This is a genomic window from Sphingobium sp. HWE2-09, assembly GCF_035989265.1.
In the GTDB taxonomy this organism is placed as follows: Bacteria; Pseudomonadota; Alphaproteobacteria; order Sphingomonadales; family Sphingomonadaceae; genus Sphingobium.
Genome location: NZ_JAYKZX010000003.1, coordinates 2279867 through 2300794 on the forward strand (window position 1 = coordinate 2279867; position 20928 = coordinate 2300794).

Annotated in this window: 25 protein-coding genes; 13 read left to right on the forward strand and 12 right to left on the reverse strand. The window is 64.6% G+C overall.

Annotated elements, in window-relative coordinates; genetic code table 11:
* Positions 1–80: 80 nt before the first annotated feature.
* From U5A89_RS16505 to U5A89_RS16540, 8 genes are all read right to left on the reverse strand, one after another.
* A complete protein-coding gene (locus U5A89_RS16505) occupies positions 81–812 on the reverse strand; it encodes a sigma-70 family RNA polymerase sigma factor (RefSeq protein ID WP_338162138.1) in 732 nt (243 codons plus the stop codon).
* Between the two features lie 14 nt (positions 813–826).
* Positions 827–2965, reverse strand: a complete 2139-nt coding sequence (flhA, locus tag U5A89_RS16510) for a flagellar biosynthesis protein FlhA (RefSeq protein WP_338162139.1) — start codon at positions 2963–2965, stop codon at positions 827–829.
* A 9-nt stretch (positions 2966–2974) separates the two neighbouring features.
* Positions 2975–3790 carry a lytic transglycosylase domain-containing protein gene (locus U5A89_RS16515; RefSeq protein ID WP_338162140.1) on the reverse strand — a complete coding sequence of 272 codons (816 nt, stop codon included), beginning with the start codon at positions 3788–3790 and terminating at the stop codon, positions 2975–2977.
* Between the two features lie 143 nt (positions 3791–3933).
* Entirely contained in the window at positions 3934–4242 is a 309-nt protein-coding gene (locus tag U5A89_RS16520) for a hypothetical protein (RefSeq protein WP_338162141.1), read from the reverse strand.
* A gap of 15 nt (positions 4243–4257) precedes the next feature.
* On the reverse strand, positions 4258–4533 hold the full coding sequence (gene flgM / locus U5A89_RS16525; RefSeq protein ID WP_338162142.1) for a flagellar biosynthesis anti-sigma factor FlgM: 276 nt from the start codon (positions 4531–4533) through the stop codon (positions 4258–4260).
* A gap of 44 nt (positions 4534–4577) precedes the next feature.
* Positions 4578–5171: a flagella basal body P-ring formation protein FlgA gene (locus U5A89_RS16530; protein ID WP_338162143.1), complete on the reverse strand. Its 594-nt coding sequence runs from the start codon at positions 5169–5171 to the stop codon at positions 4578–4580.
* A 60-nt stretch (positions 5172–5231) separates the two neighbouring features.
* Entirely contained in the window at positions 5232–5729 is a 498-nt protein-coding gene (locus tag U5A89_RS16535) for a flagellar motor protein MotB (protein ID WP_338162144.1), read from the reverse strand.
* A complete protein-coding gene (locus U5A89_RS16540) occupies positions 5726–6394 on the reverse strand; it encodes a MotA/TolQ/ExbB proton channel family protein (RefSeq protein WP_338162145.1) in 669 nt (222 codons plus the stop codon). Before U5A89_RS16540 ends, U5A89_RS16535 begins: the two co-directional genes overlap by 4 nt.
* Positions 6395–6636: 242 nt before the next feature.
* On the opposite strand from U5A89_RS16540, the gene flgB reads away from it, so the two are divergent.
* The 13 genes from flgB (at position 6637) to U5A89_RS16605 (ending at position 16977) form a co-directional block, all read left to right on the forward strand.
* Entirely contained in the window at positions 6637–7005 is a 369-nt protein-coding gene (gene flgB, locus U5A89_RS16545) for a flagellar basal body rod protein FlgB (RefSeq protein WP_338162146.1), read from the forward strand.
* Between the two features lie 2 nt (positions 7006–7007).
* On the forward strand, positions 7008–7418 hold the full coding sequence (flgC, locus tag U5A89_RS16550) for a flagellar basal body rod protein FlgC (protein WP_088184418.1): 411 nt from the start codon (positions 7008–7010) through the stop codon (positions 7416–7418).
* A complete protein-coding gene (locus U5A89_RS16555) occupies positions 7415–8071 on the forward strand; it encodes a flagellar hook assembly protein FlgD (RefSeq protein WP_338162147.1) in 657 nt (218 codons plus the stop codon). The genes flgC and U5A89_RS16555 overlap by 4 nt, the downstream gene beginning before the upstream one ends.
* 51 nt (positions 8072–8122) lie before the next feature.
* On the forward strand, positions 8123–8962 hold the full coding sequence (locus U5A89_RS16560; protein WP_338162148.1) for a flagellar hook-basal body complex protein: 840 nt from the start codon (positions 8123–8125) through the stop codon (positions 8960–8962).
* A 28-nt stretch (positions 8963–8990) separates the two neighbouring features.
* Positions 8991–9734 carry a flagellar basal body rod protein FlgF gene (locus U5A89_RS16565; RefSeq protein WP_338162149.1) on the forward strand — a complete coding sequence of 248 codons (744 nt, stop codon included), beginning with the start codon at positions 8991–8993 and terminating at the stop codon, positions 9732–9734.
* 69 nt (positions 9735–9803) lie between these two features.
* Positions 9804–10592 (forward strand): flagellar basal-body rod protein FlgG, encoded by a 789-nt coding sequence (gene flgG / locus U5A89_RS16570; RefSeq protein WP_338162150.1) that lies wholly within the window; start codon positions 9804–9806, stop codon positions 10590–10592.
* Positions 10593–10601: 9 nt separating this feature from the next.
* Positions 10602–11285 carry a flagellar basal body L-ring protein FlgH gene (locus U5A89_RS16575; protein ID WP_338163087.1) on the forward strand — a complete coding sequence of 228 codons (684 nt, stop codon included), beginning with the start codon at positions 10602–10604 and terminating at the stop codon, positions 11283–11285.
* A gap of 17 nt (positions 11286–11302) precedes the next feature.
* Positions 11303–12400, forward strand: a complete 1098-nt coding sequence (locus U5A89_RS16580; RefSeq protein WP_445190664.1) for a flagellar basal body P-ring protein FlgI — start codon at positions 11303–11305, stop codon at positions 12398–12400.
* Entirely contained in the window at positions 12400–12723 is a 324-nt protein-coding gene (locus U5A89_RS16585) for a rod-binding protein (RefSeq protein WP_338162152.1), read from the forward strand. The genes U5A89_RS16580 and U5A89_RS16585 overlap by 1 nt, the downstream gene beginning before the upstream one ends.
* Positions 12720–14057: a flagellar hook-associated protein FlgK gene (flgK, locus tag U5A89_RS16590; RefSeq protein ID WP_338162153.1), complete on the forward strand. Its 1338-nt coding sequence runs from the start codon at positions 12720–12722 to the stop codon at positions 14055–14057. The genes U5A89_RS16585 and flgK overlap by 4 nt, the downstream gene beginning before the upstream one ends.
* A gap of 16 nt (positions 14058–14073) precedes the next feature.
* Positions 14074–14919: a flagellin gene (locus U5A89_RS16595; protein WP_338162154.1), complete on the forward strand. Its 846-nt coding sequence runs from the start codon at positions 14074–14076 to the stop codon at positions 14917–14919.
* Positions 14920–15057: 138 nt separating this feature from the next.
* On the forward strand, positions 15058–15921 hold the full coding sequence (gene motA / locus U5A89_RS16600; protein ID WP_338162155.1) for a flagellar motor stator protein MotA: 864 nt from the start codon (positions 15058–15060) through the stop codon (positions 15919–15921).
* Between the two features lie 3 nt (positions 15922–15924).
* Positions 15925–16977: a flagellar motor protein MotB gene (locus U5A89_RS16605; RefSeq protein WP_338162156.1), complete on the forward strand. Its 1053-nt coding sequence runs from the start codon at positions 15925–15927 to the stop codon at positions 16975–16977.
* Positions 16978–17097: 120 nt separating this feature from the next.
* Here U5A89_RS16605 and U5A89_RS16610 read toward each other — a convergent pair whose 3' ends face one another.
* The 4 genes from U5A89_RS16610 to U5A89_RS16625 form a co-directional block, all read right to left on the reverse strand.
* Positions 17098–18480, reverse strand: a complete 1383-nt coding sequence (locus U5A89_RS16610) for a sensor histidine kinase (protein WP_338163088.1) — start codon at positions 18478–18480, stop codon at positions 17098–17100.
* Positions 18481–18488: 8 nt separating this feature from the next.
* Complete coding sequence (locus U5A89_RS16615; RefSeq protein WP_338162157.1) at positions 18489–19208, reverse strand: response regulator transcription factor; 720 nt, start codon at positions 19206–19208, stop codon at positions 18489–18491.
* A gap of 158 nt (positions 19209–19366) precedes the next feature.
* On the reverse strand, positions 19367–19999 hold the full coding sequence (locus tag U5A89_RS16620; protein WP_338162158.1) for an EF-hand domain-containing protein: 633 nt from the start codon (positions 19997–19999) through the stop codon (positions 19367–19369).
* Between the two features lie 220 nt (positions 20000–20219).
* Entirely contained in the window at positions 20220–20873 is a 654-nt protein-coding gene (locus U5A89_RS16625; RefSeq protein ID WP_338162159.1) for a methyl-accepting chemotaxis protein, read from the reverse strand.
* Positions 20874–20928 lie beyond the last annotated feature (55 nt).

Below are 20928 nucleotides of genomic sequence, written 5' to 3' on the forward strand. Positions count from 1 at the left end.
CCGCGGAGGCGGGAGCCTAGCCGAAGCGCCGGACTGGGTTCCCGCCTGCGCGGGAACACGAATTGGCAAAAGACATAGGCTCAGTCGTTCCAGTCGCGCAGTTTTTCGCGCAGCTTGTCGAGCGCGGCTTTCTTGATCTGGCAGACGCGGGCGGCGCCGATGTCGAGCGTGTGGCCGATTTCCTCCAGATTGAGTTCCTCGACGAAATAGAGTTGCAGGACCATTGCCTCGCGCTGGGGCAGTTCGCCGATGCAGGCGGCCAGCGCTTTTTTGAGGGATTCGCGCTCCATGACGTCGTCGGCGCGATCTTCCACGTCCGCGAACCACATCGACTGGTCGGAATAGACTTCGTCCATGCTGGTGTGCTGGACCATTTCGACGCTGTCGGCGATTTCGCGATAGGCGGCCGGTTCCAGCCCCATGTCGGCAGACATTTCCGCCTCGGTCGGCAGGCGGCCGAGCTTTTGCTCCAGCCGGTTGCGCACCTTGGCAAGATCTTTCCGCTTGGCCATGGCCGACCGGCAAATCGTTGCCTGCCGCCGCAGATGGTCGATCATCGCGCCGCGCACGCGCAGTTGGGCATAGGCGGCAAAGCCCAGCCCGCGATCCTCGAAACTGTTGGCGGATTCGACCAGCGCGACCATGCCGATCTGGAGCAGATCCTCGATTTCGATGGCCGTCGATACGCGGCCATGGACGTGCCAGGCGATCTTGCGCACCAGCGGCATATATTGGCGGGCCAGCCGTTCCGGGCTGTTATCGCCGGGCTTGGCATAGGTATGGGCGCCGGCCGCGATCTTGTTCATATACATGGCTCAGCCTCCTTTCAGGCGACCCGCTCGCGCGCGGGTTCGCGCTGGGGCGCGGGGTCGTGGCGCGGGATGGGACGCTGCTGTTGTTCATTGCCTACGACGGCGACGACTTCGACGCCCTTGCCATCGGGGATTTCGAGGAAAGACAGGACCGGCGTTTCGGGCAAATGCGGCTTGAACAGCCGGGCGAGCGCGCGGCGCGCCACCGGCGAGGTGACGATGGCGAAAGCCCGGGCCTGACCCATGAGCGGGCGTGCGGCATGGACGACCGCTTCCACGATGCGGTTGGCGAGCGCGGGTTCGATCGGATGCTTGGCATCGCCCGCGACGCGCATCGCCTGGGCGAGCAGCCCTTCCAGATCGCCGTCGAGCGTGATGACCGGCAGCGGCATCTTGACCGGCACCAGCCCCTGGATGATCAGCGCGCCGATCCGCTGGCGCACCGCTTCGACCAGTTGTTCGTGGCTCATGTCCGGGCGCGCGGCGTCGACCATGGCTTCGCAGATGCGGCGGAAATCCTTGAGCGCGATGCCTTCGGTCAGCAGGGCGCGGCACAGTGCGCTGATCTGCGTCAGGCTGAGCGTGCCGGGGGTGAGGCCATCGACCAGTTGGGGCGCGACGTCCTTGAGATTGTCGAGCAGCTTGCGCGCTTCATCCAGGCCGAACATTTCGGCCGCGTTCATCGCGATCAGCTGGTTGAGATGGGTGGCGACGACCGTCGGCGGATCGACCACGGTATAGCCCGCGACGACGGCTTCGCTGCGCTTGGCCTGGCTGATCCAGACAGCGTCGAGGCCGAAGGTCGGGTCTTTGGCCGGGCGACCGGCGACCACGCCTTCCAGCGCGCCGCTGTCGAGCGCGAGCAGATCGTCGGGCCAGATTTCGTCTTCGCCCACGACGACACCGGCGATGGTGATGCGATATTGATTGGGCTCGAGCGCCAGATTGTCCTTCACGCGGACCATCGGCACGACGAAGCCCAGCTCCTTGGACAGCTGGCGACGGATGCCGGTGATGCGGGCCATGAGCGGCGCGCCCTTGCGCTCGTCCACCAGGCCGATGAGGCCGTAGCCGATTTCCAGGCCCAGGATCGCGCCGTCCGATACGTCGTCCCATTCGATGACGGCGGGATTGGGCGCAGGGGCCACGGGGGCAGGTTCGGCCGCCTTGCGCTGGCTGGCCTTGCGCAATTTCCAGGCGATGGTGCCTGCCACGCCCGCGGCGGACAGGATGATGATGTGCGGCATGCCGGGCAGGATGCCGAGGAAGCCGAGGATCGCGGCGACCGGCACCCAGGCGCGGCCGGACCCGAACTGGCCCGCGATCTGGCCGCCCAGATCCTGCTCGCTCTTGACGCGAGTGACGATGGAGGCGGCGGCGATCGAGAGCAGCAGCGCGGGGATTTGCGCCACCAGCGCGTCGCCGATCGCCAGGACGATATAGGTTTGCGCGGCTTCGCCGATGGCAAGGCCGTGGCTGACTACGCCCAGGATGATGCCGCCGACGATGTTGATGACGAGGATCAGAATGCCTGCGACCGCGTCGCCCTTCACGAACTTGCTGGCGCCATCCATCGAGCCGTAGAAGTCGGCCTCGGTCGCGACTTCGACGCGGCGGATCTTGGCTTCTTCGGGGGTCATCAGGCCCGCGTTCAAATCGGCGTCGATCGCCATCTGCTTGCCGGGCAAGGCGTCCAGGGTGAAGCGCGCCGACACTTCGGACACGCGGCCCGCGCCCTTGGTGATGACGACCAGGTTGATGATCATCAGGATGGCGAAGACGAAGATGCCCACGACATAGTCGCCGCCGATCAGGAAGTGACCGAAGGCTTCGATCACCTGGCCGGCCGAGTCCGATCCTTCATGGCCCGACACCAGCACGACGCGGGTCGAGGCGACGTTCAATGCCAGACGCAGCAGCGTCGCGAACAGCAGGACCGTTGGGAAGCTGGAGAAATCCAGCGGCTTGCCTGCGTTGAGCGCCACCATCAGCACCGCAAGGCTGATCATGATGTTGGTGATGAAGCCGATGTCCAGCATGACCGCCGGAACCGGCACCATCATGAAGACGACGACCATCAATGTCGCGAACGGCAGCACGGCGCCTTGAACGGCGCTCATCCAGATCTTCGCTTTGACTTGTGCAGGGGACATTGCGGCCGGTTACCTTCCGAGGGTGGCGAGCATGAGATAGGCGAGGCGAGCGGTCTGCGGTTGCGGCTTGACCATGATGTCAGGCTGCTCGGCGAGGCGCTGGGTTTCGATCCGCACATAATCGGCGGGCTGGACCGTCTTCGCGCCCGAGGGCAGCGATGCGGACGCATATTGGATGTCGCCGCCCAGGCCGTCCGAGCTTTTCTGCAGCTTGGAGGCGAAGCGGTCGCGGATGTCGGCGAAGCTGCGGGCGTTGCCCTGCTTGTCGTAGAAGATCGAGCGGTTGGCGCGCGCGGCCGACGGGAACATGGACGCCGCCGTGGCGTCGGGTGCGCGATCATGGACCGACAGGAATTTCGACGCGCCGCCGACGCCCAGGAAATGGGCGAGGTAGAGATCGACCGGCTCGGCCTCGCGACCCAGCTTCGATTCCAGATAGGCCTTGTTGTCGGCGGCATGTTCGGCCGCCATGACCGATGCGGTTTCGGGATGCTTGCGCAGGTCGAGGATCTGCTGGCGCAATTCGGGGTCGGCCACATAATAGCGGCCGCCGCTCTGCTGGATCGCGTCGGATGCCCAGCCCAGCCCATATTCGCTGCCATGCTTGTCGACGACGGCGAGCCAGCTCTGATCGATGAACTGATAGAGGCCGGTGGCCGAGGACGTCGCGGCGCGGGCGGTGGGGTTCAGGCTGGATTCGATCTTAGCCTGACCCAGCAGATAGGAGAAGTCGACACCAGTCCGACGGCTCGCCATGGCGATCGCGTTGGTGACGCGATTGCCTGTCGAACTCCCGGTTGCTGATATGTCTGCGAAAGCCGACACGACTAAAATCCTCATTTGCTAGCGAGGACATTAGAGCAAGGCTTGTGCCAAGATTTGGTTAACGCGGGCGAAGGAAATTGCGCCTGAAACGAAAAACGGCGCCGAAGGGCGCCGCTTTAGTCGAACCTGCAAAAAAAATTTTGTCAGCGGCCGTAGGTCAGCGGCGCGGTGCGTGATCCATGGGAGGCGAGGATGGAGAGGCGCTGTTGCGCATGATCGGCCAGCAGCTTGACGCGAATGCGCGCGCTTTCGAGCAGTGGCACCAGGACGGCGAGCCGTTCGACCACCGCGGGGTCGGAGCGCCAGGCGCCGATCGCCCGGACGGCGGCGGCGGCGTGGCTGACGCGATTACTGGCGAGTTCGATCGCCGTGGCATCCGTGCCGTCGAGCACGTCGCGAAGATCCTCGAACGCGTCGAAGAGATCATCCAGCGCAGCAAGACCCAGCGGCATGACGAATGTCCTTTATCAGGCGGCCGACAGGTCGAGGGCGACCATGCGTTCGGCGATGGCATCCGCATCGACCGGGTAATTGCCGGACGCTATGGCGGACTTGATGGCGGCGATCCGATCCATGTCGACCGGCGCGCCTTCCGCCGCCATGCGTGCGGCAGGACTTGCCGACGCGGCGCTGGCGGACGCGGTGGTCGATTCGGTGGATGCCGATGCGCGCGTCTTGGCCCCTTCCCGCAGGCGGGAAGCCTCGATAGCGGCGCTGATATTCTGGCCCACAGACTTGATCATTGGGTAAATCCTTCACTCGTCCCTATGGCGTATAACGGACAAGTTCAAAAATTATTAAATCCGGGAATGCGCACGACACCCATTTCTACGACTTGGGCGAAAATCGGCGCGCTTTTCTTGTCTTCGCGCACGCGGATCGTCTCGCCCATGGCGCCGTCTTCGTCCGCGACCATCATGCGCGATACGCTGAACGCCATATTGCCCGCCATCAGTTGGACCGGATCGCCCTTGCGCACCACGGTTTCCTTCGCGGCGACCTGGCTCGGGCGGGTTAAGCGATTGGTGGCGGCGCCATAAGCCGGTGCCGCGCGGGGTACGGGGCCGGAGGCAGCGGCCGAAGCGCCCGCGACCAGCGGCACGCGGATGCGCCAGCCGAGCGCGGCGCATTGCACCATCGCCGCGCCGAATACCGGCCCTTCGACGCTGGGGGTCGTCGGGCAGGCGGCAAGGCGCAGGCGGCGATCGACCGGCGAGGCCGGGCCGCCCGGTTCGCCCAGATTGGCGCCGACCGTCATCGCGACCAGGCTGTCGATCCGGTCGAGATTTTCGAATTTCTGGTTCCCTTGCGCCTGGGCCAGCGCGGGCGACACGCTGGTCAACGCGGCGGCGGCGAGGAAGAGGGACGAAAATCGCAACACGGCATGTCTCCTGACGGACGGTCTTTGTCAGGATTTCAGCAATATCCGTGCCAAATATCGTTAACGGCCCGGCGCAATGGTAATGCGCTGGCCCTGCCCGGTCTTGCCATCGCCCTGGTCGAGGCCGCGGATCAGCAGGCGATCCTGCGCGATGCCGTCCATGCGCAGCGCCCGGGCGACCGCGCCCAGCCGCGCGGCGGCCAGATCCCAGTCGTCGAAGCGCTGGCGGCCCCGGTCGGACCCGTCGCTGCGGATTTCCAGTCGGCCCGACTCCCGCGCGAAGCGGCGCGCGACGGCGGACAGTTGCGCGCGACCGGCTTCGCTGAACAGCGCGTCGCCGGGCACGAACAGGTCGGCGGCGCGCAATGTCACGCCCTGCCGCATGGCGCGTCCGCCAAATTGCTGGCTGACCTGCGAGAGCATGGCGTCGCGGCGCGATCCGCTGGCTTGCAGCAGCACGAAGAAGGCGAGGAGCAAAAGGAGCAGATCGGCGAAGCTGACCGCCCAGCGATTGCGCCGGGCGGCCGTGGCCGATGCCGTGGAGGGCAGCGCGGTCATGCGACTTCGCGGATAGCGGCGCGCCGCAGCGGCGCATTTTCGCGGCGGGCGATTGCCAACATCCGGTCCGCCACTTCACGCTGCCAGGCCAGTTCGCGCTCCGACAGGTCGGCCAGGCGCGCGGCAATCGGCGCGGCGATGATGTTGGCGATGACGACGCCATAGAAGGTGGTGAGCAGCGCTAGCGCCATCGACGGGCCAAGCGCGGCAGGATCGTCCATCGCGGCGAACATGCCGACCAGGCCGATAATCGTGCCGGCCATGCCCAAGGCAGGCGCGGCGTCGGCGATGGAGAGCCAGACCTTGTGCACAGCGCCATGGCGCTGTGCGCGGTCGGCAAGCGCCTGAGCAGCCCATAATTCGAACATGTCGGCACGGTCGCTGTTGGCGAGCTTGCGCGCGGCTTCGGTCAGGAAGGGGTTGGCGGTCTTCACACGGTCGGTACAGGAGAGGCCACGCAATTGCGCGACCTGGTCGATCTTGAGCATCGCGGCGCGGGCGGCATCGCGGTCGCGCGCCGGGTCGGCGGTCATCAGGGGATGCAGCGCCGCAAAGGCGCGGCCCAGCGATAGGACGCCGTTCTGAAACAGCGCCACCAGGGCGATCCCGGCCAGCATCGCGGCCAGCGTCAGCGGATCGAACAAATGGCCGATAATCGCGATCATGAACGTCTATCCCCATCAATTCGTCCGACAACGGCAACGCCCTGCCGCCGACCGGCAAAAATTTGCCGCCCTTGCCGTCTGCCCCATCAAAAGCCCGGTTTTCCGCGATTGGCCGTGCTGCCGATGCGTCACCCACGCAAATTGGCACGGCTCTTGCTGATCTCAGGCTGGATCACCCGCAGGAGACGCCATCAGGGGTCAGAACGGCGGGGGACGCAAAACTTTTAGAGCGAATTTTGACAATGGCGGTGGAAGACACACTCTTCGGGATACATGGGAAGGCGCTGGCGCTGCGGTCGCAACGCCTGTCCCTGCTTGCGTCCAACATCGCCAACGCGTCCACGCCGGGCTACAAGGCGCGCGACATCGATTTCGAGGCGGCGCTGAAGGAAGCGACGACCCGGGCCGGGAGCAGCGCGACCGACGTGTCGCAGGCGGCCGACGATGCGATGGGCTATCGCGTGCCGTTGCAGCCCAGCCTGGACGGCAACACCGTCGAACTGAGCACCGAACAGACGCTGTTCGCGGAAAATGCGGTCAAATATCGCACCACCCTCTCCTTCCTTGAGGGTCGCATCAACACCATCAACCGTGCGCTGAAGGGTGAATGAGCATGAGCAATTCGTCCCCCATGAACGTCTTCGACATCGCCGGCCGCGCCATGAGCGCGCAGCTGGTGCGCCTGAACGCCACCGCGTCCAACATGGCGAACGCTGGCAACGTCACCGGTAGTGCTGCGGAAGCCTATCGCGCGATCAAGCCGGTGTTCGAGAGCGTGACCGATACGCCCGGCGTGTCGACGGTGAAGGTCAAGAATGTCGTCACCACCAGCGCCGAGCCGACCAAGCGGCATGACCCCAATCACCCGCTGGCCGATGCGAACGGGGATGTGTGGGAAGCGGCCGTGGACGGCAATGCCGAGCTGGTCGACATGATCGAGACCGCCCGCATGTACCAGAATAATGTGCAGGTGCTCAACACCGCCAAATCCCTGATGCTCGAAACCATAAGGATCGGCAAATGACGACGAGTAGCGTCACCGACAGCGCTGGCCTGTCGGTCTATAATCCCAAGGCGGTCGTCGGCACCGGCAGTTCGGAAATGGGCCAGTCCAGTTTCCTGACGCTGCTGACCGCGCAGATGCAGTATCAAGATCCGTTCGAGCCGGTCGATAACGCCCAGATGGTGTCGCAGATGGCGACCATCACCAATTCGACCGGTATCGCGGAAATGAACCAGACGCTCAAAGGTCTGGCGAGCGAGCTGACCGGCACAAGGTTGGGCGATGCGGCCAGCTGGATCGGCAAGTCGATGCTGGTCAAGAGCAATATCGCCGCGCCCGATGCGTCGGGCACCTATGCCGGTCAGGTCACCCTGCCCGCCGCCACCGACGGCGCGACCATCGATCTGGTCGATAGCAGCGGCAATGTGGTCAAGACCATCGACATGGGATCGCAAGCCGCAGGCGACGTCACCTTCTATTGGGACGGCAAGAACGACACGGGCGAAACCGTTGCGACATCCGCCCTGCAGGTCAAGGTCAATGGCGCGACGCCGACCAAGGTCGCGACCTGGGCCACCATCGCCGCCGTCCAGTCACCCGCGGACGGTTCTTCCTCCAAACTCATCACCGCGCTGGGCAGCTACAGCCCGTCCGACGCGATCAGCCTGATGTAATTCCGCCTTTTTCTTCAATCTTCCCATCCTTTTCACCCAAGGAGTAACGCCATGTCCTTCTATATCTCCCTGTCGGGTCTGAAAGCATCGCAGACCGACCTTTCGACCATTTCCAACAACGTCGCCAACGTCAGCAGCACCGCGTTCAAGAAGAGCAAGGCGCAGTTCGGCGACATCTTCGCCGCTGCGCCGATGCAGACCACCAGCCAGGTCGCAGGCCAGGGCGTGCGCGTGCAGGGCGTCGCCCAGCAGTTTACGCAGGGCACACTGGAAACCACCGACAAGACGCTGGACCTGGCGATCACCGGCGAAGGCTATTTCACGGTCAAGGGCGAAGACGGCAATGTCAGCTACACCCGCAACGGCGCCTTTGCGGTCGATGACAATCGCTTTGCCGTCGACACGACCGGCGCGCGCATCCAGGTGTTCGCCGTGGACGCGACGACCGGCGCAACGACGGTCGATCCGAACACCGCCACCCCGGCAAACCTGGTCGACCTGCAGATCCCGACCAACAACGCGTCGGCCAACAACGCCCAGCTGACCAGCGTCGGCGTCGACAAGAAGGGTCTTGTTTCGGCGGTCTATGCCGATGGCAGCACCGTCTATCTGGGCCAAGTCGCGATGGCCGCCTTCAACAGCCAGGAAGGCCTGCGCCAGGAAGGCGACGCGCATTGGACATCGACCGTCGCCAGCGGATCGCCGATCCTGGGCACCGCCAATCAGGGCATGTTCGGTGCGGTCAACAGCGGCATGCTGGAACGCTCCAACGTCGATATCACCGACGAACTGGTGAACCTGATCGCGGCGCAGCGCAATTTCCAGGCGAACAGCAAGGCGATCGAGGCGGCGAACACGCTGACCACGACCATCGTCAACCTGCGCACCTAAGATCAGGCACGGACAGAAGGTTTAGCCCATGGATCGGCTCGTCAACACGGCACTGACCGCGATGCGCGGCGCGATGGCGCGGCAGACGGCGGTCGCGAACAACCTCGCGAACGTCAACACTGTCGGCTTTCGCGCCGAAATCGCCAATGCCGAAACGCGCTGGATCAAGGGCAGCACCTTCGACACCCGCGCCCAGGCGTCGGAACAGGTGATCGCGGCCGACATGGCGCAGGGCGCGGTCACCGAAACCGGCAATCCGCTGGACGTAGCGATGAACGGCGACGCCTTGCTCGCCGTGCAGGGCGCCGACGGTAGCGAAGCCTATACGCGCCGCGGCGACCTCAAAGTCACCGACAGCGGCCTGCTGACCACCGGCGACGGCCTGGCCGTGCTGGGCGAAGGCGGGCCGATCGTCCTGCCGCAGATGGACAGCGTGTCGATCGCCAAGGATGGCAGCATCTGGGGCGTGCCGCAGGGCGGCGACCCGGCCAATCCGCAGCAGGTGGACAAGCTGAAGCTGGTCAATGCGGCCGGTTCCAGCATCGCGAAGGGCACCGACGATCTGTTCCGCGAAGTCAATGGCGGCGCGCTGCCGTCCGATCCGCTGGCGACCGTCACGTCGGGTTCGGTCGAAGGATCGAACGTCAATGCAACGCAGGCGCTGGTCCAGATGATCGAAGCCAGCCGCGCCTGGGAAACCCAGGTCAAGATGATCGATACCGCCAAGCAGATGGATGACGGCGGCGCGTCGCTGATGCGGCTCGATGGTTAATTTTGGCACGCATCTTGCTGTGACTGACGCATAAGCACCCTTCGGGGATGCGCCACGGAGAAATGAACGATGAGCAACGCCGCCCTTCATGTCGCCCGCACTGGCCTTGACGCGCAGAACACGAAGATGCGCGTCATCGCCAACAACCTGGCGAACGTCAACACGACCGGTTTCAAGAAGGACCGCGCCGATTTCGAGACGCTGGCCTATCAGCAGATCGTCGCTGCGGGGTCCAATTCGGATAGCGAGAACAAGTTCGCCACCGGCCTCAATCTCGGCTCGGGCGTCGCGCTGCAGGGTACGAGCAAGATCAATACCCAGGGCACGCTGAACCAGACCAACAACGTGCTGGACATGGCGGTCGAGGGATCGGGCTATTTCCAGGTGCAGCAGGCGGACGGTTCGACCGCCTATACCCGCGCGGGCAATTTCAGTGTCACCGCCGAAGGGACGATCGTCACCAGCGACGGCCTGCCGCTGATCCCGCAGATCACCGTGCCGCAGGGCGCGACGTCGGTCACGATCGGCAATGACGGCACCGTATCGGCGACATTGCAGGGCGAAAGCGAACCCAGCCAGTTGGGACAGATCGAACTGGCGAGCTTCATGAACCCGGCGGGCCTGATTTCGGCCGGCGGCAACCTGCTGACCGAAAGCGCCGCCAGCGGCACGCCGCAGGTCGGCGTCGCGGGGCTGGAAGGCCGCGGGGTCATCCGGTCTGGCTATCTGGAAACGTCGAACGTCAACATCGTGGAAGAGCTGGTCGACATGATCGAGACGCAGCGCGCCTATGAGGTCAACAGCAAGATGATCAAGGCGACCGACGAGATGCTCCAGTACGTCAACCAGAATATCTGAGTTTAGATGATGCGCCCCACCCTTGCCACCATGACCGCCGTCGCGCTGATCGCGCTGGCCGCTTCGCCGCTCGACGCCGCCAAGCAGAAGAAGCGCGACATCGAGCGCGATTTCTATGCGCCGACCGTGATCGCACAGCCGGTCGCCCCGCAGGCGAACGGATCGATCTTCCAGACCTCCGTCGGCTATACGCCGCTGACCAGCGGCGCGCGCGCCACCAGCGTGGGCGACATCATCACCATCGTGCTGGTCGAACGGACGCAGGCGAGCAAGACCACGAGCGCGGACACGGCGCGCAACGGATCGGTCGGCATCACGCCGCCGAGCACCGGCATCCTGTCCAAGCTGTTTTCTGCCAGCGACGTATCGGCCGGCGGCCAGAACAGCTTCACCGGCAAGGGCAATGCCAGCCAGTCCAACGCGCTGAGCGGCGAGATCACCGTCACGATCGCGGCGGCCTACCCCAACGGCACGATGCTGGTGAAGGGGGAAAAGGCGCTGACGCTCAATCGCGGCGACGAATATATCCAGATCAGCGGCCTCGTCCGCCAAGCCGATATCGCGCCCGACAATCGCATCGCATCGACCCGCGTCGCCGACGCCAAGATCATCTACAAGGGGAAGGGCGAAATCGCCAATGCCAGCCGACAGGGCTGGTTGCAGCGCTTCTTCTCCGCGGTCAGTCCTTTCTGATGGAAAGCGGAAAATCCATGCGCCGTCTGTTTCGCCTGCTCCTGCCGCTGTTCGCGGTGCTGGCCGTTCCGGCGCACGCCGAACGGGTCAAGGATCTGGGCACGTTCCAGGGGGTTCGTCCCAACCAGCTGACCGGATATGGTATCGTCGTGGGCCTGGCGGGTACGGGCGACGACAGCATCGAATATGCGACGCAGGGCATGAAGGGCGTGGTGTCGCGCTTTGGCCTGACCCTGCCGCAGGGCGTCAATCCGGCGCTCAAAAATGCGGCGGCGGTGCTGGTCACCGCCGACCTGCCCGCCTTCGCCAAGCCCGGCCAGCGACTGGACGTGACCGTGTCGGCGCTGGGCAAGGCCAAGTCGCTGCGCGGCGGCACGCTGATCCTGACGCCGCTGCGCGGTGCGGATAACGAGATTTACGGCATGGCGCAGGGCAATCTGGCCGTCGGCGGCCTGGGCGTATCCGGCGCGGACGGCAGCCAGGTGTCGGTCAACATTCCGTCGGCCGGACGCATTCCGGGCGGCGCGACGGTGGAACGCGCGGTCGCGACCGGGTTCGACACCGCGCCGACGCTGACATTCAACCTCGCCGAAGCGGACCTGACCACGGCTTTGCGTGTCGCAGACGGCATCAACAGCGCCTTTGGCGATCGCCGCGCCCACGCGATGGACGCCGTATCGATCGCGATCGACGCCCTGCCCGGCGCGCAGGACCGCATCATGATGATGGGAATGATCGAGAATATCGAGATTTCGCCCGCCGACGCGCCGGCCAAGGTGATCGTCAACGCCCGCACCGGCACGGTCGTGATCAACGGCGCGGTGAAGATCCATCCGGCCGCCGTCGCGCATGGCAAATTGACCGTGAGTGTCAACGAAAGCCCGCGCGTCGTGCAGCCTGCACCCTTCAGCCAGGGCCAGACCTCGACCGAGCAATCGACCAGCATCAGCATCGACGAGCAGAAGAAACCGATGATTAATTTTAAAGGTGGAGCCTCGCTGGCCGATATAGTCAAGGCGGTCAATGCGATCGGGGCATCCCCGGCTGACATGGTCGCGATCCTCGAAGCCTTGAAACAGGCGGGCGCGATGAAAGCCGAACTGGTGGTGCTGTGATGCAGGTAACGACGACACAATCCCCCACCACGGCCAGCGCCGGACAGTCGAACAAGGCGTCGCTGCAAAAGGTGGCGCAGCAGTTCGAGGCGGTATTCCTGCGCCAGATGATCGGCGCGATGCGCTCTGCCAGTCTGGCGGAGGGCATTGACAATTCGGCGGCCACCCAGCAGTTTCGCGACATGGCCGATTCCCGCACCGCCGACGCGATGGCGAGCAAGGGCGCGATGGGCATCGCCGAACTGCTGCTGAAGCAATTTGGCGACCGGGTGAGCGATACGCCGCCTGCCGCTGATGCCACGGCCAAGGCGCCGACCCAGTGAGCGATCTGTTCATCATCGGCGCGTCGGGCACCAAGGCCTATCGTTCGGCGATGGCGGCGGTCGGCGAAAATATCGCCAATGCCAGCACCGCAGGCTATGCGCGCCGGTCGGTGACGACGATCGAATCCGGATCGTCCACCGCGACGATGGCGACCTATATTTCCCGCGCGAATTTCGGCGGGACGCAGGTGGCGGGCGTCAATCGTGCGTCCGATCCCTATCTCGACGCGACGGTCCGCAACACGGGCATGGCGCTGGGCAGTGCCACCGCGCGCCTGCGCTGGCTCAAGGATTCGGAAACCGCGCTCAACGATACCGGCACTGGCGTGGGCCAATTGATGACCGGCATGTTCCAGAATATGGAAAAGCTGGCGGCCAGCCCCACCGACACGTCGCTGCGCGTCACCACGCTCGACAGCATCAGCCGGGTGGCCCAGTCGTTCAACCAGACATCGGCCGACCTTAAGACCGTATCGAGCGGTATCGCGACCGAAGCGCAGTCGTCGGTGAGCACGATCAACCGGTCGCTCAACGACTTGGCGGACATCAACAACAGCCTGCTGCGCGCGCAGCCCGGCACGTCATCCTATGCCCAGTTGCTGGACAGCCGCGATTCCGCATTGCAGACCCTGTCGGAAAATCTGAACGTCACCGTCAGCTTCGGCGCGCATGACAGCGCGCAGATCAGCTTTGGCGGGCAGACCTTGGTCAGCGGCAACAGCGCGACGAACCTGTCGATGGCGGCCAATGACGACGGCACCTTGTCGCTGAGCCTGGCGGACGGCACGGCGCTGGCCGCGCCTGCCAACGGCACGCTGGGCGGGCTGTTTTCCGCGGCGGGCACCGTGGCCGATCAGCGCAGCAGCCTGGACACGCTGGCTGCGCAGTTCGTGACCGACGTCAACGCCTGGCACGCGCAGGGCCAGACGGACGCGGGCGCGCAGGGCGGCGCCCTGTTGGCCGGTACGACGGCGGCGACCATGTCCGCGCTGGTGACCGATCCGGCCCAGCTCGCGCTCAAATCATCCGACGGCACGATCGCCAACGGCAATCTGCTCAACGTCAATTCCGTGCTGCGCGGCAATGGCAGCGTGGAGCAGAATTGGACGGCGCTGGTCGCGTCCCAAGCCACGCGGGTCGCATCGACCCAGGCGGAATATGACACCGCCAGCAGCCGCAACGACCAGGCGGTCGCGGCGCGCGAAGCCGTGAGCGGTGTCGACCTGGACATGGAAGCGGCGGATCTGCTGCGCATTCAGCAGGCCTATTCGGCATCGGCCAAGATCATCCAGGTCGCCAAAGAGACGATCGATGCCATCATGAACATCATCTGACGAAGAGGACTGAGCCATGGTAGGTATCACCAACAAGATCATGCTCGCCGAAATCCGTCGTCAGCAGAAATTGTCGCAGGATATCGTCGACGGGCAGACATCGATTTCGACCGGGATCAAACTGACCAAGGCGTCCGACAATTCGCTCGCCTGGGTCCAGGTGTCCGACATCGGTCGCGCGCAGGCGCAGCAGGCCGCGTGGCAGGCGAATGTCAGCTATGGCACGACGCGATCGGGCAATGCCGAGGCCAATCTGTCCGAAATCGACACTCTGCTGACACGCGCGCAGGAATTGGTGACGTCGGCCCGCAACGGGTCGATGAGCGATACCAATCGCGCCGCGATCACCGAGCAAATGTCGACCATCCGCACGACGATCAACGAATTGCTGAACCAGAAGGATTATCAGGGCGTGTCCGTCTTCGATGACGGGCAGAGCATATTGGTGCCGGTCAGCCGTGGCCTCAATCTGGCGGTCGTGGGGACGAAGCAGGAGGTGTCGGAAGGCATCAACGTCAATGGCACGGCGATGTCGATCGATGACATATTGGCGCAGAGCATCGCCGCGATCCAGTCCGGCGACGATGCCGCCATCGGAGCTTCGCTGGGCGGGGTCCAGGCCGCGCAGAGCCATATCACCGTCGAACAGGCCCGGCAGGGTGTGCGCAGCGATCGTCTGGACGTGGTGGGAACGCGGCTGACCGATGTCGATCTGGACCTGACCGATCGGCGCACCTCGCTGGAAGCGACCGACTATAATGAAGTGATCGCCAATGTGAAGGCGCAGCTGTTGCAGTTGGAAGCGGCGCAGTCGGCTTTTGCGCGAATCAACCAGCAGACGCTGTTCGACCTGATCAAGTGACGGCTCGCTAAAAAAGCGGCGCAAAAGGAAGAGCCATCCTAAACCGGATGCTAACCAGGCCGTATTAACCGTAAAAGCTGCATCGCATACGAAGCAGCAGGGCTACCGCCACCGGGCGCTTTTCTATCGGGGATTTTCATGTTCGCAGCCATTGGCCTTGTCATTCTGCTCGTCATGGTGTTCGGCGGCTTCGCCTTCACCGGTGGCGACCTTGGCCCGGTGTTGCATGCTTTGCCGCACGAAATGCTGATCATCGGCGGCGCGGCCGTCGGTGCGCTCGTCATCGGCAATAGCGGCACGGACTTAAAGGCGCTGGGCGGCGGCCTGGGCAAGGTGTTCAAGGGCGCCAAATATAAGAAGCAGGATTTTCTGGACTGCATCTTCCTGGTGTCCAAGCTGATGAAGACGCTGCGCGTCGAAGGGCCGGTCGCGCTGGAACCGCATATCGAAGACCCGTCCACCTCCACCATCTTCACCGAATATCCCAAGCTGATGAAGGACAAGGCGCTGGTCCACCTGATCAGCGATACGCTGCGTCTGGTCGTGATCTCGTCCGGCACGCTCGATCCGCATGCGGTCGAGGATGTGATGGATAATGCGCTCAAGACGCATCACCATGAAGCGATCAAGCCAGCTGATAACCTGCAAGGCCTGGCCGACGCCCTGCCCGCACTGGGCATCGTCGCGGCGGTGCTGGGCGTGGTGAAGACGATGGGGTCGATCGACCAGCCGCCCGCTATTTTGGGCGCGATGATCGGATCGGCGCTGGTCGGCACGTTTCTGGGGATTCTGCTCGCCTATGGCATGGTCAATCCCTTCGCCAACCGGTGCCGCAGCGTGATCGAGGCGGATGGGGCCATTTACCATGTCGTCAAGCAGATCATCATCGCATCGCTGCACGGCCACCCGCAGCCGCTGGTGATCGAAGCCGCGCGCTCCGGCCTGACCCATGCCAACCAGCCCGGCTTTGCCGAGGTGTTCGACGGCATGCGGGGCAAATAAGCCATGGCCGAGAAGAAGCGCGGCGCGAACGAGCCGGAACCCCGGCCGATCATCGTCAAGAAGATCATCGTGGAAGGGCATGGCGGCCATCATGGCGGCGCCTGGAAGGTGGCCTATGCCGACTTCGTGACGGCGATGATGGCGTTTTTCCTGCTGATGTGGCTGCTGGGCGCCACCACGGAAAAGCAGCGCAAGGCGCTGGCCGATTATTTCACGCCCACTTTGGTCGAAATGAAGATGGCGTCGGCGGGCGCGAACGGCATGTTCGGCGGCGACAGTCTGATGGCGAAGGAAAATTATCCGACGACCGGCGGCCAGGGCAATGCGTCCATCACCATCCCGCGCGATTCGTCCGGCACCAAGGACCAGGGCGGCAAGGCGATGCGCGCCGCCGACCGGCAGAAGTTCGAATCGATCAAGAAGGAACTGGAGCAGCGCATGGCGCGGCAGAAGGGTCTGGCGAAGCTGCGCAAGAATGTGCGTTTCACCGAAACGCGCGAAGGGTTGCGCATCGACCTGATCGACGAGGCCGATTTCGCGATGTTCGCGATGGGGACCGATCGGCTGGTGCCGCAGGCCCGCGCGTTGATCTCCGAAGTCGCGACCGCGTTGCAGACCATGCCCAATCCGCTGATCGTGCGCGGCCATACCGACGGCCTGCCCTATGCGTCGGGCCGGAGCATGAACAATTGGATGCTATCGTCCAGCCGCGCGGAATCGACGCGCCGGGCGCTGGCCGACAGCGGCATCGGCAATGCCCGCTTCGCCCGGATCGAAGGCGTCGCCGACCGCGAACCGTTCATCAAGAACGACGCCTATGATCCACGCAACCGGCGCATGTCGATCATCCTGGGCTGGACCCGTGGCGGCAATAGCGACGACGACAGCGATCAGGACGCGGAAACCAAGGCGGCGATCAAGGAACGCGACAATCCTCTGCGCGTGGCGAAGGAAGAGGCGCAGAAGCTGGACATGGGCGGCACCGGCCTGCCCAGCGGCGCGGCGCTGATCAACCCGACCGCGCCGGGGACGTCGAACAAGCCGGGCAAGCATTGATACCCTTGGCGCGTTAGATGCCGAAGGCGGTGGAGGGGCAAAGGCGCCACGCTGCGCCACTCCCCTCCACCATCCTGCGGCTGGTCCCCCTCCCCCGCTGCGCGCGGGGAGGATTATGATTTACGCTGGTAGCACCAGGCTGGCCTTCAGGCCGCCCTCGGCGCGGTTTTCCAGTCGCAATTCGCCCTGATGCTCCGCCATGATCGCGCGGACGAGGGCGAGGCCGAGGCCTGCGCCGCCGGTCTCGCGGTTGCGTGATCCTTCCAGGCGGGTGAAGGGTTCGAGCATTTCGTCCATACGATCGTCGGCGATGCCGGGGCCATCGTCAGCGACGGCGATGTGGATGGCGCCGTTGTCGCGGGACACCGACACATGGGCGCGCTCGCCATAGACGATCGCGTTTTCGATGAGGTTGCGCAGGGCGCGGCGGATCTGCTGGGGGCGGACGAAGGCGACGGCGCGGTCGGCATCGGCGAGGTCGACGGGCGATCCCAATTCGATGAAATCCTCCACCACCGCGTCGGCCAGCGCAGCGAGATCGACCTTTTGCGCGTCCTGCGTGCTGCGCCCGGCGCGGGCGAGCGAGAGGATATCCTCCAGCATCCGGTTCATCTCATCGATCGTTTCGGCCATGCGGGCGCGCTCGGCATCGTCCTCGACCGATTCGGTGCGTACCCGCAGCGAGGCGAGCGGGGTGCGCAGGTCGTGGCCGATCGCGCCCAGCATCCGGTCCTTTTCATTCAGCATGGCGATGATCCGCGCGCGCATGGCGTTGAACGCCATGGTGAGGTCGCGCACATCACCCGGGCCGCGCTCATCCACTGCGTCCGCCGCGCCGGTGCGGGCAAATTGCTGGGCGGAACCCGTCAATTGCTTCAACGGGCGGGCAAGGCGCGTGCCGATCCACAGCAACGGCAAGAGGACGATGACGTAGAGGATCAGCGTCTGACCCATCAGCCAGCCGCCAAAGCGCGCCGGGGGATCGCCGCTGCGGGCTTCGGCCGTGACCCATTTGCCCGCATCATATTCGACCGCCAGCATCAGCCGCCCGGCCCGCGGCCCGCGCGGGCTGTCGCCCGTGGTGCGCATGCGAATCCGCTCCCAACGGCGCAGCGGCATGACGCGGCTATCCTCCATCGCCACGATGGAGCGGACAGAGACGCCGATGTCGGACAACATGGTTTCGGCCCGCTTTTCGATATCCGGGCGCGGTTTGCCAGCCAGCACCGGTCGCGTCGTGCTGAATCGGACGGCGCGGGGGCCGTCACGATCCCGGTCGCCGCGATCCGGCCGATTGGGGCGGTCGGGACGCCGATCCGGGCGATTGTCCAGCGCATTGATGATGCGGAAGACGGCCGGCGCGGTCTGGCTGGTCAGTTGCACGCGATTGCGTTCCTGCAACAGCAGCACGAAGTTGATCGATTGCGCGACGAACAGCGCGATCGCGACCAGAGCGATGATCTGGCCGACCAGGCTTTGCGGCCACAGGCGCAACCGCTTGATCACGCGCATCATAATTTGCGCACGTCGGCCGACAAGGTGTAGCCGCCGCCCCAGACGGTCTTGATCAGAGTCGGGTTTTTGGGGTCCGGCTCGATCTTCTTGCGCAGGCGGCTGATCTGATTGTCGATCGCCCGGTCGAAGGCATTGGCTTCGCGGCCTTGGGTGATATCGAGCAATTGGTCGCGGCTGAGCACGCTGTTGGGCCGCGTCGCGAAGGCGAGCATCAGATTATATTCGGCGGTCGACAGCGGCAGCGACACGCCTTCGCTATCGACCAGCGTGCGTTCCTGCGTCTTGAGCATCCAGCCGGCAAAGCTGTAATTGGCCCCGTCGGGCGCGGTCACGCGCTGGCCGCCGGTGGCAACGCGGCGGAAGATCACCTTGATCCGCGCAACCAGTTCCCGCGGGGAAAAGGGTTTGAGCACATAATCGTCCGCGCCCATTTCCAGGCCGACGATGCGGTCCGTTTCCTCCGTGCGGGCGGTCAGCAGGATGACCGGTATCTCGCTCGTCTCGCGAATATGGCGGCAGAGCGACAGGCCGTCCTCACCGGGCATCATGATGTCGAGGATCACCAGGTCGATCGCATTGGCGGCGAGGCGCAGCCGCGCTTCGGACGCGCTGTCGACGGCGGTGACGCGAAAGCCGTTGCGGCCCAGATATTGGGCCAGCGGTTCGCGGATCGAACGCTCGTCATCGACGAGCAGGAGGTGGGGACGGTCGCTCATACTGCCTGTCTGTCATGGCTGGAGAAAGGTTGGAAGGGCGAAGGCAAAGGGGGAAGCCTTCGCCCTTCCATAGCGGGCGGCGCGGGTGCGAGGTCAAGGGGAGCAACCCCGCGCCCTGCACCGCCCGATGGTGGATCAGTGGCCGATCAGTGAGCCGATCAGTTTTGGGGCGCGGGCGGCGCCCCCTTGCGGTCCTGCCATTGCGCCCGCATCGCCTGGCGCGCGGCCTTCATTTCGTCGGCGGTGACGAAGCCGTCCTTGTTCGTGTCGGCCTTGTCGAACATCGCGATCGGACCGGCCATGAACTGCGCCTTGGTCATGACGCCATCCTTGTTCGCGCCACCAAAGCCGCCGCGCATCATGCCGCGACCGGGATCGCGATGATGGCCCTTGCCCCAGCCGCGGCCATCGGGCTTGCCCGCCTGCGCGCGCTTGTCGGCGCGGGCTTCATGACCGGCGGTGAACTCCGCCTTGCTGATCTGGCCGTTCTTGTCGGCGTCGAGCGTAGCGAAGCGCTGGTCCAGGCGCTGCTGGCGCTTGAGATCGCGATCCTTGCTGGTGAGTTGACCGTCGCGGTCGACGTCCATCTTGGCGAAGCGCGCTTCGAGCGCGGCGGTGAGTTCCGCCTTGCTGATCTTGCCATCCTGGTTGGTGTCGGCCTGCGCCATCATGCCGCCGCGCGGACCGCGACCGCCATCGGGGCCGGGCTGCGCAAAGGCGAGGTGGGTGGCGGCAAGGCCGCCGACGAACAGCGATCCGGCGGCGACGGTGGTGAAAAATGTGCGAAGCATGTCTGTCTTCCTTTTTGCATCTCTGGTGAACGACTGTCCGCCGTTCTTGAGGATGGTTATGGAAGCGAGTTGTCCCGCAGATATGTCATGCTGGCCGATGATTTGTCGTAAAATGTAACGGCAAATCGGGCCGATCGTGATTTGTCGGGGCGGTCGGGAAGCAGTGCAGAGCGTGGAACTGGACCCCGACCTTCGTCGGGAAACGGCCAGGCATAAGGGATCAACCCGCGATGATGGCGCGGGCGCGGCTGGTGGCGGCCTGGGTGTCCACGGCGAGTTTCTTGACTTCCGCCGCGACGACGGAAAAGCCCCTGCCCGCCTCGCCAGCGCGCGCCGCTTCTATCGTGGCGTTGAGGGCCAGCAAATTGGTCTGGCGCGCGATACCGTCGATCGCGTCGACGATGCCGCCGACTTCGCCCAGCACATGCTCCACCACAGCGCGACGATCGCTTTCCTGCTGGCGCAGGCGCTGTTCCGCCTCCTCGCGCGCGGCGACGGCGCGGTTTTCGGTGCTGATGTCGTTGGCGAATTTGATGACGCCGGTCTGCACGCCGTCCGGACCGATGATCGGGTTGTAGCTGCCCCTGATCCAGACCTGGCGACCACGGGCATCGAGTCGGCAATATTCGCCGGTGTCGAAACGGCCCGACAGAAGATTTCTCCAGAACGCCGCATAATCGGGCGACTGAGCATAAGCGGGATCGCAAAACAGGCGATGATGCTGGCCGCGCACATCATCGAAGCGATAGCCGAACAGGGCCAGGAAATTGTCGTTCGCGCCAGTCACCCGGCAATCGCGATCGAAGGTGACGATCGCCGTCGATCGATCGATGGCCCGCCAGACCGAGGCGGCTTCCAGTTCAAGTCCGTGCACGGCATAGCTCCATAATGGAGGCTATGCCGTGCAAAGGTTAAACTGTGGCTAACCT